At 52.2% G+C, this 15,703-nt stretch carries 7 protein-coding genes; 2 read left to right on the top strand and 5 right to left on the bottom strand.

What is annotated here, in order from left to right; translation table 11 throughout:
• Positions 1 to 10 precede the first annotated feature (10 nt).
• From bcp to PJDR2_RS04265, 4 genes are read right to left on the bottom strand one after another with little or no spacing between them, the layout of a single operon-like run.
• The gene (bcp, locus tag PJDR2_RS04280) at positions 11 to 478 is read right to left on the bottom strand and encodes a thioredoxin-dependent thiol peroxidase (protein ID WP_015842456.1); all 468 of its coding nucleotides are present in this window, start codon (positions 476 to 478) and stop codon (positions 11 to 13) included.
• A 38-nt stretch (positions 479 to 516) separates the two neighbouring features.
• Positions 517 to 1,308, bottom strand: coding sequence for an ABC transporter permease (locus tag PJDR2_RS04275; RefSeq protein WP_015842455.1), 792 nt, complete (start codon positions 1,306 to 1,308; stop codon positions 517 to 519).
• A gap of 6 nt (positions 1,309 to 1,314) precedes the next feature.
• Positions 1,315 to 2,109: an ABC transporter permease gene (locus tag PJDR2_RS04270; RefSeq protein ID WP_015842454.1), complete on the bottom strand. Its 795-nt coding sequence runs from the start codon at positions 2,107 to 2,109 to the stop codon at positions 1,315 to 1,317.
• Entirely contained in the window at positions 2,106 to 3,188 is a 1,083-nt protein-coding gene (locus tag PJDR2_RS04265; RefSeq protein WP_015842453.1) for an ABC transporter ATP-binding protein, read from the bottom strand. Before PJDR2_RS04265 ends, PJDR2_RS04270 begins: the two co-directional genes overlap by 4 nt.
• Positions 3,189 to 3,441: 253 nt before the next feature.
• On the opposite strand from PJDR2_RS04265, the gene PJDR2_RS04260 reads away from it, so the two are divergent.
• A complete protein-coding gene (locus tag PJDR2_RS04260; protein ID WP_015842452.1) occupies positions 3,442 to 4,497 on the top strand; it encodes an LCP family protein in 1,056 nt (351 codons plus the stop codon).
• 555 nt (positions 4,498 to 5,052) lie between these two features.
• On the top strand, positions 5,053 to 6,363 hold the full coding sequence (locus PJDR2_RS04255; RefSeq protein WP_015842451.1) for a glutamate-1-semialdehyde 2,1-aminomutase: 1,311 nt from the start codon (positions 5,053 to 5,055) through the stop codon (positions 6,361 to 6,363).
• A 599-nt stretch (positions 6,364 to 6,962) separates the two neighbouring features.
• Here PJDR2_RS04255 and PJDR2_RS04250 read toward each other — a convergent pair.
• Positions 6,963 to 15,689, bottom strand: a complete 8,727-nt coding sequence (locus tag PJDR2_RS04250) for a carbohydrate binding domain-containing protein (protein WP_015842450.1) — start codon at positions 15,687 to 15,689, stop codon at positions 6,963 to 6,965.
• Between the last annotated feature and the right edge of the window lie 14 nt (positions 15,690 to 15,703).

The following is a 15,703-nucleotide window of genomic DNA, read 5'->3' as shown; positions in this document are numbered from 1 at the left end:
CTTCCAATCGTTAAAGCTTTGCCGCCTCGTCCGCAACCTGCTGGACATGACCTTTGATCTTTACGCCGCGCCACTCGCGGACAAGCTTGCCTTTCTCATTGATGAGAAAGGTCGAGCGGACAACGCCCATGTACTCGCGGCCGTACAGCTTTTTCATCTGCCATACGCCGTACTTCTCGCATACCTTATGATTCTCGTCAGACAGGAGCAGGAACGGCAGGCTTTGCTTGCCGATAAACTTCTCATGCGACTTGACCGGATCCGGGCTGATGCCAAGCACTACCGTATTGCCGTCTACCATAGCGGGATACGCGTCGCGGAAATCGCAAGCCTGCTGCGTGCAGGTAGGCGTATTGTCCTTCGGGTAGAAATAGAGGACAACCTTTTTCCCGCGATAGTCGCTCAGCTTCACCGTCTCGCCGTTTGATGCCGGCAGCTTGAAATCCGGCGCTTTCTTGCCTACTTCTATCGTACTCATACCACTAAACCTCCAATACCCGCCCTAATCTGCTTGGCCTACGAGCCCGCGCCGCGGTACCGCTTGACGCCATGGTTCCAAACCGCAAGTCCAAGCGCGAACACGATAACGCCCATCACCGGCGTAAACCAGGCGAGCTGGGATAGGTCGTCCGCTTTTTTCTCCAGGAAATACGATGCCGGTATAACCCCTACGAAGGCAAATGGCAGCAGCCAGGTCAGGACGAAACGAATCGTTTTATTGTAAATGTTGACCGGGTACCGGCCATAGTTCTGCACGTTATAAATTAGCGGGACAATCCCCGTTGGCGCATCCGAGAAGAACGAGATCGCCGACAGCGCCGTATAGATGCCCGCATACACAAGCACGGCGCCAAGCACGAACAAGAGCATGATGAGCACGTAATACCAATGGAACGCCAGTCCAAGATCATTCCAGCAGACCGCCATGATAACAGCCCCTACCGCGGAGCCGATCAGGGACGGCGGATCAACGTTCTCCAGCAGTACCTGGAACAAGTTGTGAGCCGGACGCGTAAGGATACGGTCCATTTCGCCTTTTACAATATAACGCTCACTGAAATTCCACATCCCGAAGAACGTGGAGAATATCCCGTACGGAATCATAAAGAAACCGTAAACGAACACGACTTCCGACTCCGTCCAGCCGCCAAGCGAAGGCGTATGCTGGAACACAACCAGGATGAAGATCAGGTTCATCCCTTGGAACATCATGTCCGACAATACCTCGACCCAGAAATCGGCACGGTAAGTCAGACGTGTTTTGGCATAGTTTTTAATGTACTCCCAGAATAATACCGCATACAGCATCTTGAATTAACCTCCTTGCACGAACAGCCGCTTGCGGGCCGCACGCCAAGTAAACATGATGGGCACAAGCAAAATAACGAACCACAACGCCTGAATTCCAAGAACGCCCCAAGCTTCGCTCATCGGCGTACGCCCGGTAAACACGGCGCTTGGCAAATAAGTAATCGCCTGGAATGGCAGCCATTCCATCGTTGCCTTGAGCCAGCCCGGGAAGAAAGCAATCGGAATGAGGACGCCGGAGAACAGGTCAACAAGCACCCGCTTCATGCGCATCATGCCCTCGTTATTTTCCACGAAGAAGGCGGCAAGGCCGGTCAGTATGTTAAGCTGCGAATTAATAAACAGGCTGAACATCAGCATGATGAAATAAATAATCCATACGGCCGGATCCTTTGGCAGCTTGACCGGGAACAGCAGGCAAACGATCACAAGTCCCGGACCCATAAAAAGGATCAGGCGGAATAAGCCTTCGCCAAGCCCCTGCATCATTTTGACGAACAAATAGGAATACGGCCGGATTAGCTGCATCGCGATACTGCCGTCCCGGATATCATTCGCGATCTCGCGGTCCAGGTTATTGAAGTAAAAGGCGCGCGCCATCCACGATACGGCAATATAGGTCGTCATTTGAGCAAGCGTGAAGCCCTGAAGCGTCTCGGCCGATCCAAAAATCGCTTTCCAGAGGAAATAATACGCTCCGATATTAATAGCATAAATAATGATACCGCTATAATAATTAACGCGGTAAGCCAGCATGGTCAGGAACCGGATTCGGATAAAATCTACGTAAGCGCTCATCATCGGAGAGAAGTCTCCTTCTCGGGCTCCGCCTCGGCCTCCTGCTTAGGAGACTCGGCTTCCCGCAGCGTTGCGGCCGCAGATGCCGACGCTGAACCTGAGCGGTAAATTTCGCGCACGATATCGTCGGTGTTGGTCTCGAGGATTTTGATATCCCGGATATCCGCCCCGCCTACAACCATGCCAAGCGCGTCCGATACGTTAATCGTATGCGGCAGCCACATTGAGGCGCCCTGCTCGCTCATCGTCCAGGTGACATCCAGTCCGGCCGTAAGCAGCTGCAGCTTCGCAAGCGACGTTGGCGTGCCGAATTGGAACTGGATCTCGCGGCCTTTGCTCCAGCGGTTCTTCAGCTCTTCCAGCCCGCCGTCATAAATAATCCGGCCGTCATCCAGCATAATGACGCGCGAACACAAGGCTTCGATATCCTGAAGGTCATGAGTGGTAAGCAGAATCGTAGTCCCTTCTTCACGATTTAAATCCTTCAGGAACTCGCGGATTTCCGTTTTCACCACGATATCCAGACCAATGGTTGGTTCATCGAGGAACAGGATCGACGGGTTATGAAGCAGCGACGCAACCAGCTCGCAGCGCATCCGCTGGCCGAGGCTCAGCTTGCGGACAGGACGGTTCAGCAGATCGCCAAGATCAAGGCGTTCCACGAGGTTGTCCAATCTTTTGCGGAAATCTTGCTCGGAAACGCGATATACTTTGCGCAGCAACTGGAAAGACTCAATAACACCGATATCCCACCAAAGCTGGGAGCGCTGGCCGAAAACAACGCCAATCCCCCCGACAAATTTTTCGCGGTCTTTGAAGGGTACATAACCGTTCACTTTTAGTTGTCCGGATGTCGGTACCAGAATGCCGGTCAGCATTTTGATCGTCGTCGATTTGCCTGCGCCATTCTCGCCGATATAACCGCAAATCTCGCCTTGCGGAATTTGGAACGATATATCTTTAACGGCTGTAACCTCGTTGTATTCCCGTTTAAACAGGTCTTTCAGTGCGCCGGACAGTCCTTCTCTGTTCTTCTGTACTTTAAACTGCTTTCGCAGATCTTTGACATCAATCGCCAGCATAAGCTTGAATAATCTCCTCTCCGTTTTGAACGGTCGACATTTCCCGGGGAATTATGAGTTTTTTCCAAGGGAAACGATAAAACTTGCGTCTATCCATCGTTCCGCTTTATAATTTTATGATATGTAATATTACAATAGTTATTGTTTTGCGTAAATGGCAGGCATCATCGGTTCGGGAGCGATGGATCGCCTGTCTGATTTGGGTTTACACACTTTTGCAGGAAGAGTTGCTGAAAGGAGCACTACTACAGTCATGGCTACAAAAGCTAAAAAGAAAAGAAAACCTTGGAAATGGGTACTCAGCGGTTTTCTCGTAGTTATAGTTATTGCCATCGCCGGCCTTGTTTACTGGGGCACCGGCGTATATAGTTCGTTAGACAATTTCAGCAAGGACAAAGAGGATTCCCGATTTGGCCAATTCGAAAACAACACCACCGTAGAAGCACCTCCGAAATGGGAAGGCAAAGAACGCGTCAACATTCTGCTTCTGGGCGGCGACGCCCGCGGTTTGGAAGAAAATCAGGTGCCGCGGTCCGATTCAATTATGATTGCGTCGTTTGACCCGGTAACCAAAAAAGCTCATTTATTCTCCGTCCTCCGCGACACCTACGTCGATATCGAGGGTCATGGCAAAGGCCGGATCAATACAGCCATTACGTTAGGCGGACCGCAGCTTGCCATGAAGACGGTTGGCGATCTGCTTGGTCTGGATATTCAATATTATGTCTACACCGATTTTGAAGGATTCAAAGCATTGGTCGATACGATCGGCGGCGTATACTTCGATGTTGAGAAGGATATGCACTATACAGACAATGCCGACAAAAATAAATATGATATCGATCTGAAGAAGGGCTACCAGCTGCTCGACGGCGACAAAGCCTTGCAATACGTCCGTTTCCGCCACGACGCAATGAGCGACTTCACCCGTACCGAGCGCCAACGTGAATTTTTAGGCGCCGTAGCCGATAAGCTTAAGTCGGGCTGGAACATCGTCCAGATGAAAAAGATTCTGGACAGCGTATCGCCTTACATTGAGACGAACCTTCAGGTTACGGACATGCTGAAGCTTGGCCAGCTGGGCGTAGATTCCCACTTGGCAGGCACGCAGCAAATTCCTCCGATGGACGATATTGCCGAAGAGCATGTAGGCGGAGCAGCCGTCATTGGCGTTCGCGACCTGGATGAGCTAAAGGCTTCGGTTCAGGATACGCTGGCGAAGGATGATACAGAGACCACACCATCCCCTTCACCGGGCGCCGAGAACGGAACCGATACCACTGCAACTAACGGCAGCACAGCGCAATAGGGATATAGATTAAGGGAGTTAGCGTTGCAAAAAAGGACCAGACCTCCGCCAACCGGCGAGATCTGGTCCTTTCGCATTCCTGCGGTTAAAGTTAGAGCTCACTAACCTTTCATTTGTTTAATCATTAGCTGTCGCGCGATACGCTGCACGAAGTACAGCATATTCACGTATTTTGAGCCAATAGGCAGATATATGCTGCACGGAATGCAGGATAATAAGACTTAACCGCCCAATTGAGCTAGCTTCCGAGTGATATACTGCATTTGGTACAGCATAACTCGCCCTAACCCTGTTCCTGGGGCAAATATATACTGCATTACGTACAAAGAGTGAATGAGCAGCATAGCCATGCATTGGCGGATGAAGATCACGCAACTTGCTTTGCCTATAAATTACAACGGGGAGAAAGATATCTGTTTGGCAAGAAACGCCCCTTGAGCATGACTTTGCTTTTTGCTCCGACTGCGCGATAATGGGAAGTGTCGATTTTTCTTCATTCAGGCTGCTTGCGCACGCAAACGGCTTACATATTACGAATTACGGAGGATTTCTTTCATGTCTATGCAACGCAAACGTTCAGAGGCGCTTTACGAGGAAGCGCTGCAGCATATCGTTGGGGGCGTCAACAGCCCTTCCCGTTCTTACAAAGCGGTTGGCGGCGGCGCGCCGGTGTTCATGAAGCGCGCGGAAGGCGCGTACTTCTATGATGTCGACGATAACCGCTATATCGATTATTTGGCGGCTTACGGCCCGATCATTACGGGACACGCCCATCCGCATATTACCGAAGCGATTGTCCGCGCAGCCCAGAACGGAATTTTGTACGGTACGCCTACCGAGCTGGAAATCCAAATGGCCCGCATGCTGAAGGAAGCGATCCCTTCTCTGGATAAAGTCCGCTTTGTGAACTCCGGCACAGAGGCCGTTATGACGACAATCCGCGTAGCCCGCGCCTTCACGAAACGCAATAAAATCATCAAATTCGCCGGCTGCTATCACGGCCATTCCGACCTTGTACTCGTTGCCGCGGGCTCCGGCCCTTCTACGCTTGGCATACCGGACAGCGCCGGCATTCCGACCAGCATCGCGCAAGAAGTGATTACGGTGCCGTTTAACGATCTGGATGCCCTCAAGGAAGCGCTGGAGCGCTGGGGTGACGATACGGCCGCCGTTATGGTGGAGCCGATTGTCGGCAACTTCGGCATGGTTATGCCAAAGCCCGGATTCCTGGAGGGTCTCTGCAAAATGACGCGCGAAGCCGGAGCCCTTGTTATTTATGACGAGGTTATCACGGCATTTCGTTTCCACTACGGCACTACGCAGACGTTTAATGTCTTCCCGGATTTCAAAGCCATCGAGCCGGACCTTACCTCACTTGGCAAAATCATCGGCGGCGGACTCCCGATTGGCGCTTATGGCGGCCGCAAGGAAATTATGGAGCAGGTTGCTCCGCTTGGCCCTGCATACCAGGCAGGCACGATGGCAGGCAATCCCGCTTCCATCTCCGCCGGAATCGCGTGCCTTGAGGTGCTTCAGGAAGCAGGCATCTATGACCGCATGAACGATTTGGCGACAACGCTCGCAGACGGCCTGCGCGTCTCGGCAGCAAAGCACGGCATCCCGCTGACGGTTAACCAAATTCGAGGTTCGTTCTCGGCCCACTTCTGCAATCATCCGGTGACCAACTATGATGAAGCGCAGGATACCGACGGCGAAATATTCGGCCGCTTCTTCAAACTTATGCTGGAGCAGGGCATCAACCTGGCCCCATCCAAATATGAAGCATGGTTCATGACCACTGCCCATACGAAAGAAGATATCGCAGTTACTCTCGCGGCTGCGGAGCATGCCTTCTCGAAGTTGTAAAAGATATAAAAGCTGTTCCGTACGAAACGGAACAGCTTTTTCATTTATCAAACCACTTAGCGGCCATTAAGGCAAATAAGACCCTCAAAGGGTCTTATACCGATCATTTCCACTAATCGATCTAATGATAAGACCCTGCTGGGGTCTTATTGCTCTGCTCACCCGCACCGCACTAACGCCGCATGAACAAGAAAAGAGGGTATCCCATAAGTCATGAACATGACGATTGGACACCCCTTTTCTTCGCCAATACAACCCTCGGGCAGCATGTTGGCGCAATAGTGATGGTGGCCTCAATAATTAGTGTGGCTTTTTGCGCTCAAACGTGCCTCGAGCGGGCATTTTTGCGCAATAGTGAAGGTAGCCTCACTGTTTGTGAGGAGAAGCGTGCGCTTTAGGCGGAATTACTCACTATTTCGAGCTTGAAGCAGCACCGAGCACCGCTTTACGGCGGAAAAGCTCACTATTAGTGAGCTTTTCCGCTGTATTCATGCCTATCGCGGGCATTTTTGCGCAATAGTGAGTCTAACCTCACAAATTAGTGTGTCTTTTTGCGCTCAAACGTGCCTCGAGCGGGCATTTTTGCGCAATACAATTTACTAGCTGTTATAGATCTCGATTTCGTATAACGAAGGACCGTATGGAGCAAAGCCCTTCTCCGTTACGTAAATTCGAACATATTGACCTTGCGCAGGCGCATCCAGGTTGATGATCTGCTTCAAGCCGTCTCCGCTAAGCGATTGTCCCGAGACGGTATGGACTGTCGTCCAGCTCGCGTTATCGGTCAGATCGGCACCAGGCTGAGCCACTTGAATGTCGAACGATTTCCCGTAAGCTCCTTCCCAGTTCAGAACAAGTTTGCTGAAGGATTCTACGGCACCAAGATCCACGTAAATCCACTCCGGATGGTTATCCGTGTTTGTTGTCCAATCCGCGCCCCATCTCGAGCCGGAATCGCCGTCAGTTGCTTCAGCCGCCAGGAATGCGCCTTGTACGGAGGAAGCGACGGCTGTCTTGCCTAGGGCAAGGTTCACATCCGCTGCGATGACTTGCGTCACTTCCGTATCGGCATAACCCGATGCTGTCACTGTAATAGGGTAGCTGCCTGCCGCAGCGAATACGCTTGGGTTCAGTGTAATTTTGCCTGCCGCAACCGTGTACTGACCGGCTGCAAGTGCTGCATTGTTTACTTTAACGGCCGTAATCGCGCTTTCCCATGCGGAATCGCCGGTAAAGGCAAGATCGATGCTATTGCCAACCTTATTATCGGTCGTATCCGCTGTCAAAGCTGGACCAAGCGGCAATACCGGATCGGGACTCAACGGATTGCCGTATACTTCAACCTCCCACAACGAGTAGCCCCATTGGGTACCTCTTGCCGTACCATAGATCCGTACATGACGCGCTTCTTCGCCGTGCAGCGTAATGTTGTCGATACCGCCGTTGCCGGAAGGCTCGGTAAAGATTGTTGTCCAGTCGTTATCCCCCGGCGTTTCCGCCGAAGAGACTTGAACCGTATACGTCTTGCCGTAAGCCCCTTCCCAGCTCAGCGTCATGCTGTCCAGCTTGTAAAGCTTCTTCAGATCAAGCGAGATCCACTGCGGATCCTGTGCAGCGCTCTCCCATCTTGTTCCGGCCTTGCCGTCAATCGCGTTAGACGCAGGCTGATTGTTGGTCGATGCGGTTGCCGTGCTGCCAAGCGCGATGTTCTTCGCGTTGGTCTTCACTTCCTGCGAAACTTCCGCTGCCGCATATCCATTAGCCAGGATGGCGATCGAGTACGTCTTGACCGATGGGAACAGGGACGCGTCAAGCGTGATTTTGCCTGCTGCAACCGTATATTTACCTGCAGTCACAGCTTCCCCGTCAACCGTAATACCCGTAATGGCGTTACTCCACGCGGCATTATCCGTAAAAGTCAGTTCAATTGGATAGGTCAGCTTATTATCCGTCGAATCTGCTGTTACTGTTGGCGGTGATACCTTCTCGCGGACAGCTACTTCATCGATATGAATCGTATGCTCGCCGGATGGTGTCGTGATGTCCCCGCTAATCACGTTACCGAGCAAGTATTTCACCGTCAGCGTCATGTCGGCTGTTGGCTTCAATACTTTCGTGTAGACCGTAGAAGAGTCGCCTGTAAGATTGAACAACACCTGCTGATTGCCGCTATACCCGGTCAACTCGACCAGAATCGGACGGTTAACGGTCGACCAGGCTTTAAAGCTTAGCTCATACGTTTTGCCGGATTGCAGCTTGATGCCGGATTGCATGAACTGCGTGGACCACGTATACGGAACGCCCCATTGCGGATCCATGCCGCCGTTATAGTTGATTTGGATTGTCGCCTTCTCATCCTCTACCGTAATCGAAGAGTAGTCGTCGGCTCCTTTCCACGATTCCCAGTTCGCCGTACCGTTCGTAAAGCTGCCGTTCAATACGAGGTTGCCATCGCCGGCGAAAACTTGCTGCGTCAGGACAGCATCGCCGTATCCGGTCGCGGCTACCTTCACAGGGTAGTTGCCGTCAACGGAGAAGACATCCGAATGAAGCGTCAATGTACCTGCCGTGATGGTGTATTGCGAACCATTCAGAGCAGCACCGTTTACGGACACCGACGTAATAGCGCCTCTCCAGGCAGCGTCATCCGCAAAAGGAATCGCGATCTCTTGGCCAGCAAGGTTATCCGTACTGTCCGCTACCATCGTAGGCGGACGCTTCACCGGCGCATTTTCCACTTCAAGCACCACGTTGTCGATCCATACGGTACCTACCGCACCGCCAGGCGTCTTGCCAAGCATGATTTTAAGCGCCAGCAATTCGTCGGCTGTAGGGCGAACCGTAAATTTCAGATGCGTCCAGTCCGTACCGACTGTTTGCATGCCGGAATCAAATCTCCGGACGTACGATGCATTTTCCAATGTCGCTTGCAGGTCGCGGGCAACGGAGGCTTTTACGTCAAACTCCAGCGTATATGTTAAGCCCTTCTTGAAGCTCATTCCGCCTTGAATCAGCATATTGCTATACGGCTGATTGCCCAGGCTTGTGATATTAAGCTTCGCGGCGCCATTCTCCGTAGAGAATTGCGCAGCTCCGCCATCTTGCGTATTCTGCTCCCAATTCAGAAGGCTGGCGAAGAAATCGCCGTTCTTCAGCGGGAACAGATCCACGCCCGTGAAGTCGAAGTTATTATTTGTCGTGCGGATCAAGGAGACATTGTCGATTGCAACATCCGCATCATTGCCGCCTAGTCCAAAGACAAGCTGGCCTTCCTCATCCGTTACGCCAACCGGCATGGTAAACGCGAACTCCTGATTGCCCATTGCCGTGCCGATTGTAAAGTCCTTCGAAGCATAGACCGTATGGCCGTCTTTGCTTACGAATGAAACCTTAATGGAACGTTCCGAGTCTGCCGAAGCCTTGAAGTTCAGTTTATAGGAATCGTTTTGCAGCAGATTGATTCCTTTTTGCGTTAAGGTAATGTTGGGTGGACTGTCTCCGCCGTTTGCGATGGCTGCATCAAGCTGTCTTGCATCTGGGTCAACCGAAGCGGCAGCATTCGCGCCGCCTGAAGTTTCAAAGTTCCAGTAAGTCATACGGTCCATCGATCCCAGATCGAAATTGCCGTTGTACACATGCTGTCCGTTGCCAAGCGGCGCTTTTGCCCCGTTTTGCTCGGATACCGCGTCAACCTCTTCGATCTTGATATTGCCGATCCATACCGTATTGGTATTGAGACCAAGGTTAAGCTCCAGCCGCGCGGCAAGATCGGTATCGTTATTCATCAGGAAGCGGTATTCATAATGCTTCAGATTGGTTGTCAGCGCGGCATCGAAATTATCCGAATAAGCGCCCCAGCCGTTATCCGCATCGCCGCCTACCTTCAGGCTGATATTTCTTGCCGCCGCCGCTTTGGCGTCAAAGCTGATTTTGTAAGCATGGCCTTTCGTAATGGTTGCATACTGAATCAATTGCAGAGCGTAATTCTGGTTGCCGCCACCCGTAATCGATACTTTGGCGAACTTATCGTCGCCAATGGTATCCACAACCGCGGAACCCGCGCCGCCAAAGTCCGGCGTATGCAGGAAGTTCCAGTAGTTCGCATCAAGCGCCTGCGTGGAATCCGTAATATCGGTCAGGCCATGCTCGAAGTCCTGATCGACAATCGCTTTTGCGTTAGCCGGAATCTCGTCCTTCGAATCCGGCTCTACCGGCGTACGGTAAGGACGGCCCGTCAGTTCGTAGGCGCGAACATAGTCCACTTCCATTTTAGCTGGCAGATCGCTGTCAGCCGGAAGACGATTGCCGTCAAATTGACCGCCGACGGCCAGGTTTAGAATAATATAGAACGGTTTGTCAAACGGCGCGGGATAAGCGTATTTATCCGGCTGATCGGCTCCCCAGCTGTTCCAGTTGTTAACCGTTTGATAGAGATTGCCGTCCACGTACCAGCGGATCTCGCCCGGCTCCCATTCTACCGAGTAGGTATGATAGCCGGAGATCGATTCGCCTTCGGGGAAGGTGTAAGCCGCACCCGTTGCTTTATTGTTCGGAGCGTTCTTGCCGTAATGGATCGTTCCGCCGACTTCATGCGGCAGACGGCCTCTCGCTTCCATAATATCGAGCTCTCCGGATGCTGCCCAGCCGCCGTATTCGCTATCGGCTGGCATCATCCAGAAGGCCGGCCATATGCCTGTTCCTTCCGGCAGCTTCATCCGGGCTTCGAATTTGCCGTAGGCTTTCGTAAACGTATTGCTGGTCCAGAGACGGCCGGACGTATACGGCTTGCCGTTAAACGTCTCTTTTTTCGCGGTAATAACCAGATTGCCGGTTGCCGGATCAACGGCGATATTTTGCTTGCGGTAGTATTGCTGCTCGTTATTGCCCCAGTCCGCAACGCCGTATTCGGAGCCATTGCCTTCCTGGTAGCCCCACTTCGTCAAGTCGACGCCGTTTGTATCGGGAGTGACGGCATCGCCGTTAAACTCGTCGGACCAGACCAAGCTCCACATTTGCTGCGCCTCGACCGTTTGCGTGACTTGCCCCAGCTCGTAACCGGTTGCCGCAATAACGATAACGTAATCGCCTGCTGCTGCAAATACGCTCGCTTTGATCGTAATGCTGTTTGTTCCCACCGCGTAATCTTCTGCCTCAAGCGCTGTTCCGTCCACGGTGATCGCGTTAATCGAGCTGCTCCAGCCCGGCTGGGATGCAAAGGTCAGCGTAATGTCCTTGCCCAGGCTGTTGTCCGTCACGTCAGGCGTAACGATTGGAGCCGAAGTAAGGCGGATATCGTTCACGAGCGATACCCTTTCTCCCAATGCTTCCTTGGCGCCCTTCCGCTCGAATCGGACGTTGTCGATAAAGACATCATGAGCTGCCAGGGCATCGCCGTTCTTGCCAAGGAGGTACTTCAAGCCTACCGTATCATCCTTAGGCATCGTAAACTCGAAGGCGTAGCTCTTCGTTGTTTCGCCTAGCGTAAATTTTTGATTCAGATAACGGGTATAAGTGCCGTTCTCCGCAATAACCTCAATGGTTTTGGCCACTGTTGATCTTGCATCAAAGGTTACGATATAGGTATTATCCTTCTTCACCGGAAGCGGTTCTTGGAAGAGCATCACATCCCAAGGATTCGCGCCTACATTCTCGACATTGATCTTTGCTCTGCCGCTTGTAAAATCAAACGTTGCTTTCGAAGTACCGTCATAGACGCCTTGAATATGTTTCGACCAGTTCGCTTCCCCGTCCGTGAAGTAGCCGTTCTTTAATAGGAAGGCTTTCTCGCGTGCGCCTTTGATTTCCACGCGTACATTGTCCGCGTACACATCATGCGCGCCTGCCGGATTGGTTGCTTGCTTGCCGAGCAGTACTTTAAAGGAGGCTAACGTATCTGCCGTAACAGGCAGCTCATACGTAAAGGTCTGATAGTCTGCCGTCAGGTGCTCCATCTTCGAGAGCAGCCGTCCGCCGGCATTATCCACGACAATCTCCACGTCGCGCTCCGCGGTTGATTTGAGATCTACGGATACAAGATAGGTATTGTCCTTGCGGAGAGTAAAATCGTTTTGCATCAGCATGACATCCCAAGGATTGTTGCCAACGCTGTTTACGTTAACCTTCATGCTTCCTGCCTCTTCGTTATAGCCGGTCACTTTATCCCAGCCGTCGTAAGAGCCTTGCACATGCAGGTTCCACGATGCTTTGCCGTTCGAGAAGTCGCCGTTCTTCAGCGGGAACTGCTCGGAGAGCGGCAAGTCGCCGATGCCATTGTTGGTCAGACGGGTCATAACCACATTATCGATGTTGACATCCGCATCGCTTCCGCCAAGCATAAAGACAAGAATCGCTTTGTCGTCGGCTGCTGCCGCGGAGTTAAAGTTCACCGTCTGTACAGCGGATGAAGAAGTCAGATTCACTTCAATTGGATCCACCGCATTCGTACCGTCCTGCTTCTGAATGCCAACCTTGATTGTACGGTCGGAAGCTGAGCTTGCGTTAAACTTCACTTGATAGTCGTTGTTCGGAATCAGGTTGACGCCTTTTTGAAGCAAGGTAATGGAAGAAGCATTCGCTCCGCCATTCGTAATATTCGCCTTGAATTCGCGATCTTCCGGATCTACGGAAGCTGTTGCCGCCGCACCGTCCGCCGTATTGAAATGCCAGTAAGTCAGACGGTCCAATCTTCCAAGGTCAAAATTGCCGTTATAGACATGATTGCCGTTAATAGGCTCTTTCGCCGCGTCCTCGTTATACGGATCCGGTGCGTCCACTTCCTCCAGCTTCACATTGCCGATCCATACTGGATTTGTGTTCAGACCGATATTAAGCTCCAGGCGAGCCAGGACATCCGTATCGGCAGCCATCTGGAACGTCATGCTGTAGGTTTTGAATTCATCGGTCAGGCTTGCCGACAAGACGTCGGAATAAGTTGCCCAGCCGCGGTCAGCGCCGCCGCCGATCTTGGCGGACATTGTCCGGTTCGTAGTGGATTTGGCATCAAAGGAAAGCTTGTAGTATCTGCCTTTGCCTACGGTAACATTCTGGATGAGCTGTACGGAATAGTCCTGCGAGCCTCCCGCCGTAATATCCGCTTTAGCATACGTTTTGCCGCCAATAACGTCGGTTCCGATGGAGCCGTTGCCGTTATAAGTAGGGACATGCACGAAGTTCCATTTTTCCGGATCCAAGGTATCCGAGTCTGTTGCTACGGTCTTAAAGCCATTCGCGAAATTGATATCATGCACGTAGTTGCCGTCAATGGCCGGTTTATGATTGTCAGGCAGAGCCTCTTGTTCAACCTTTGGCTCTTCAAGTCCTTCCGCTCCATATCCGCCCTTCTTATCGTAGACGCGGACATAATCGACTTCCATCGTACGGGCATTGTCGTCCAGCGGCATCTTGCCGCCGTCGAAGTTACCGCCAACCGCCAGGTTCAAAATCATATAAAACGGTTTATCAAACGGTGCCGGATAAGCATATTTCGCCGGCTGGTCAATTCCCCAGCTGTTCCAGTTGTTTTGCGTTTGATAGACAACTCCGTCCACCAGCCAGCGGATTTCGCCCGGCTCCCATTCAACGGCATAGACATGCTCGCCGCTGAAATCCGTTCCGCTTGGGAAGTTGTATTTGTTACCCGTGTAGCGGTTGCCCGGAGCGGCTTTGCCGTAATGGATCGTTCCGGAAACTTCGCCCGGCAGTCGGCCGACCGCTTCCATGATATCGATCTCCCCGGAAGATGCCCATGTGCCGTATTCGCTTGTTGCCGGCATCATCCAGAACGCTGGCCAGAAGCCTTGCCCCTTCGGCAGCTTCAGCTTCGCTTCAAACTTGCCATAGGCTTTGGCAAACGTATTTTGAGTGAAAATCCGGCCCGAAGTATAAGGCTTATTATTGCTGTTCGCTTCTTTTTTCGCCGTAATCACTAGCTTGCCGTCTTCCACCTTCATATTGTCCGCTTCATAGCTTTGCTGCTCGTTATTGCCCCAGCCGTCAAGGCCGTATTGCGAACCCGTGCCAAGCTGATAACCCCACTTGTCGAGGTTTACGCCATTGGTATCGAGATTGCTGCCGGATCCGTCAAACTCATCACTCCAGACCACTTCCCACTCATCAACCGGCGTTGGTGTTGGCGTTGGTGTCGGGGTTGCCGTCTCCGTTGGCGTTGGCGTCGGTGTCGGGGTTGGCGCTGCAGTCGGCGCAGGTGTTGGCGTCCCACCGCCGCCGTTGCTTCCACCACCGGTTCCCGGAGTACTTCCGCTGTCTACGACATAAGTCTGATCCTTGTCCAGATCTTTCCCGTTCAAGCTGGAATCGGATTGATTACTGTTCAGATGATCGATATCCGAATTGTTCGTCTCCAGTACCGTATCGGAATTCAAATCCATCGTTCCGACCTCCGAGCCGTCAACAATGACGCGTACCGGACCTTCCTTCTTATCAACAATGATAGCTGGCACGTGCACATTGTTCAGGTGAATACTATGTACCCCGCCGCCGCTGATAAAGATGGTTCCATTCACTTCCGTGTTTTTCAGCGTAAAATCGCCTTCGCCAATCCCAGCGGTCAAATAGAGATTCCCGCCGATTGCCGAATTCTCGATCGTTACCCCGTCAAGGTTCACCAGCCCGTTGCCCGCCAGCTTCTGATCCTTGTATGTCTGTGCTTTCACGTAAACCTCGCCTGCCAGACGGCTTAACAGAACAACCGCTTCCGCACGCGTAATCGACTTAAGCGGCTGAACCGTCCCGTTCGGGAAGCCCTTCAAATAACCTCCGCTTACCAATTGGCCCAGCGGCTCTACCGCAAACGCGCCAACCTGCGATTTATCCTGAAAGGCTTCAAGCGGGTCAGCAGCCGTTACTGCCGGCAAACTGAACAGTCCCGCAGCCATTTTTGCCGCTTCTTGTCTTGTAATTGCCGCATTCGGTTTAAAGGTTCCATCCGGATAACCGTTAATAAAGCCTGCTTTCTTTCCGATCGACACCGAATCGGCATACCATGCATTTGCCCCAACATCCGAGAAGCTGTTCTCTCCTTTTGCCGTAAAGCCAAACAAGCTGTTAATCAGCTTCGTAAATTCCGCGCGCGTAATGCCTTGCTCCGGCTTAAAGGTTCCGTCCGGATAGCTGTTAACGAGACCCTTCGATGTCCAATCCGTTACCTGCTGCGAAGCCCAATGCCCCGCAACATCCGGCGCAGCAGCACTTGTGGCTACCGCTGACGTATCCGAAGCCGCAAATACGGCTGACGGCACATAACTTACGGCAATAACGACCGACATCACTAACGACAATAACCTTCTTGTTTTTTTTCTAGTCAACACTGTTTCCCCTCTCA

The sequence above is a fragment of the Paenibacillus sp. JDR-2 genome, from assembly GCF_000023585.1.
In the GTDB taxonomy this organism is placed as follows: Bacteria; Bacillota; Bacilli; order Paenibacillales; family Paenibacillaceae; genus Pristimantibacillus.
The sequence above is the reverse complement of the archived record's forward strand: the minus strand, read 5'-3'. Positions and strand labels throughout refer to the sequence as shown.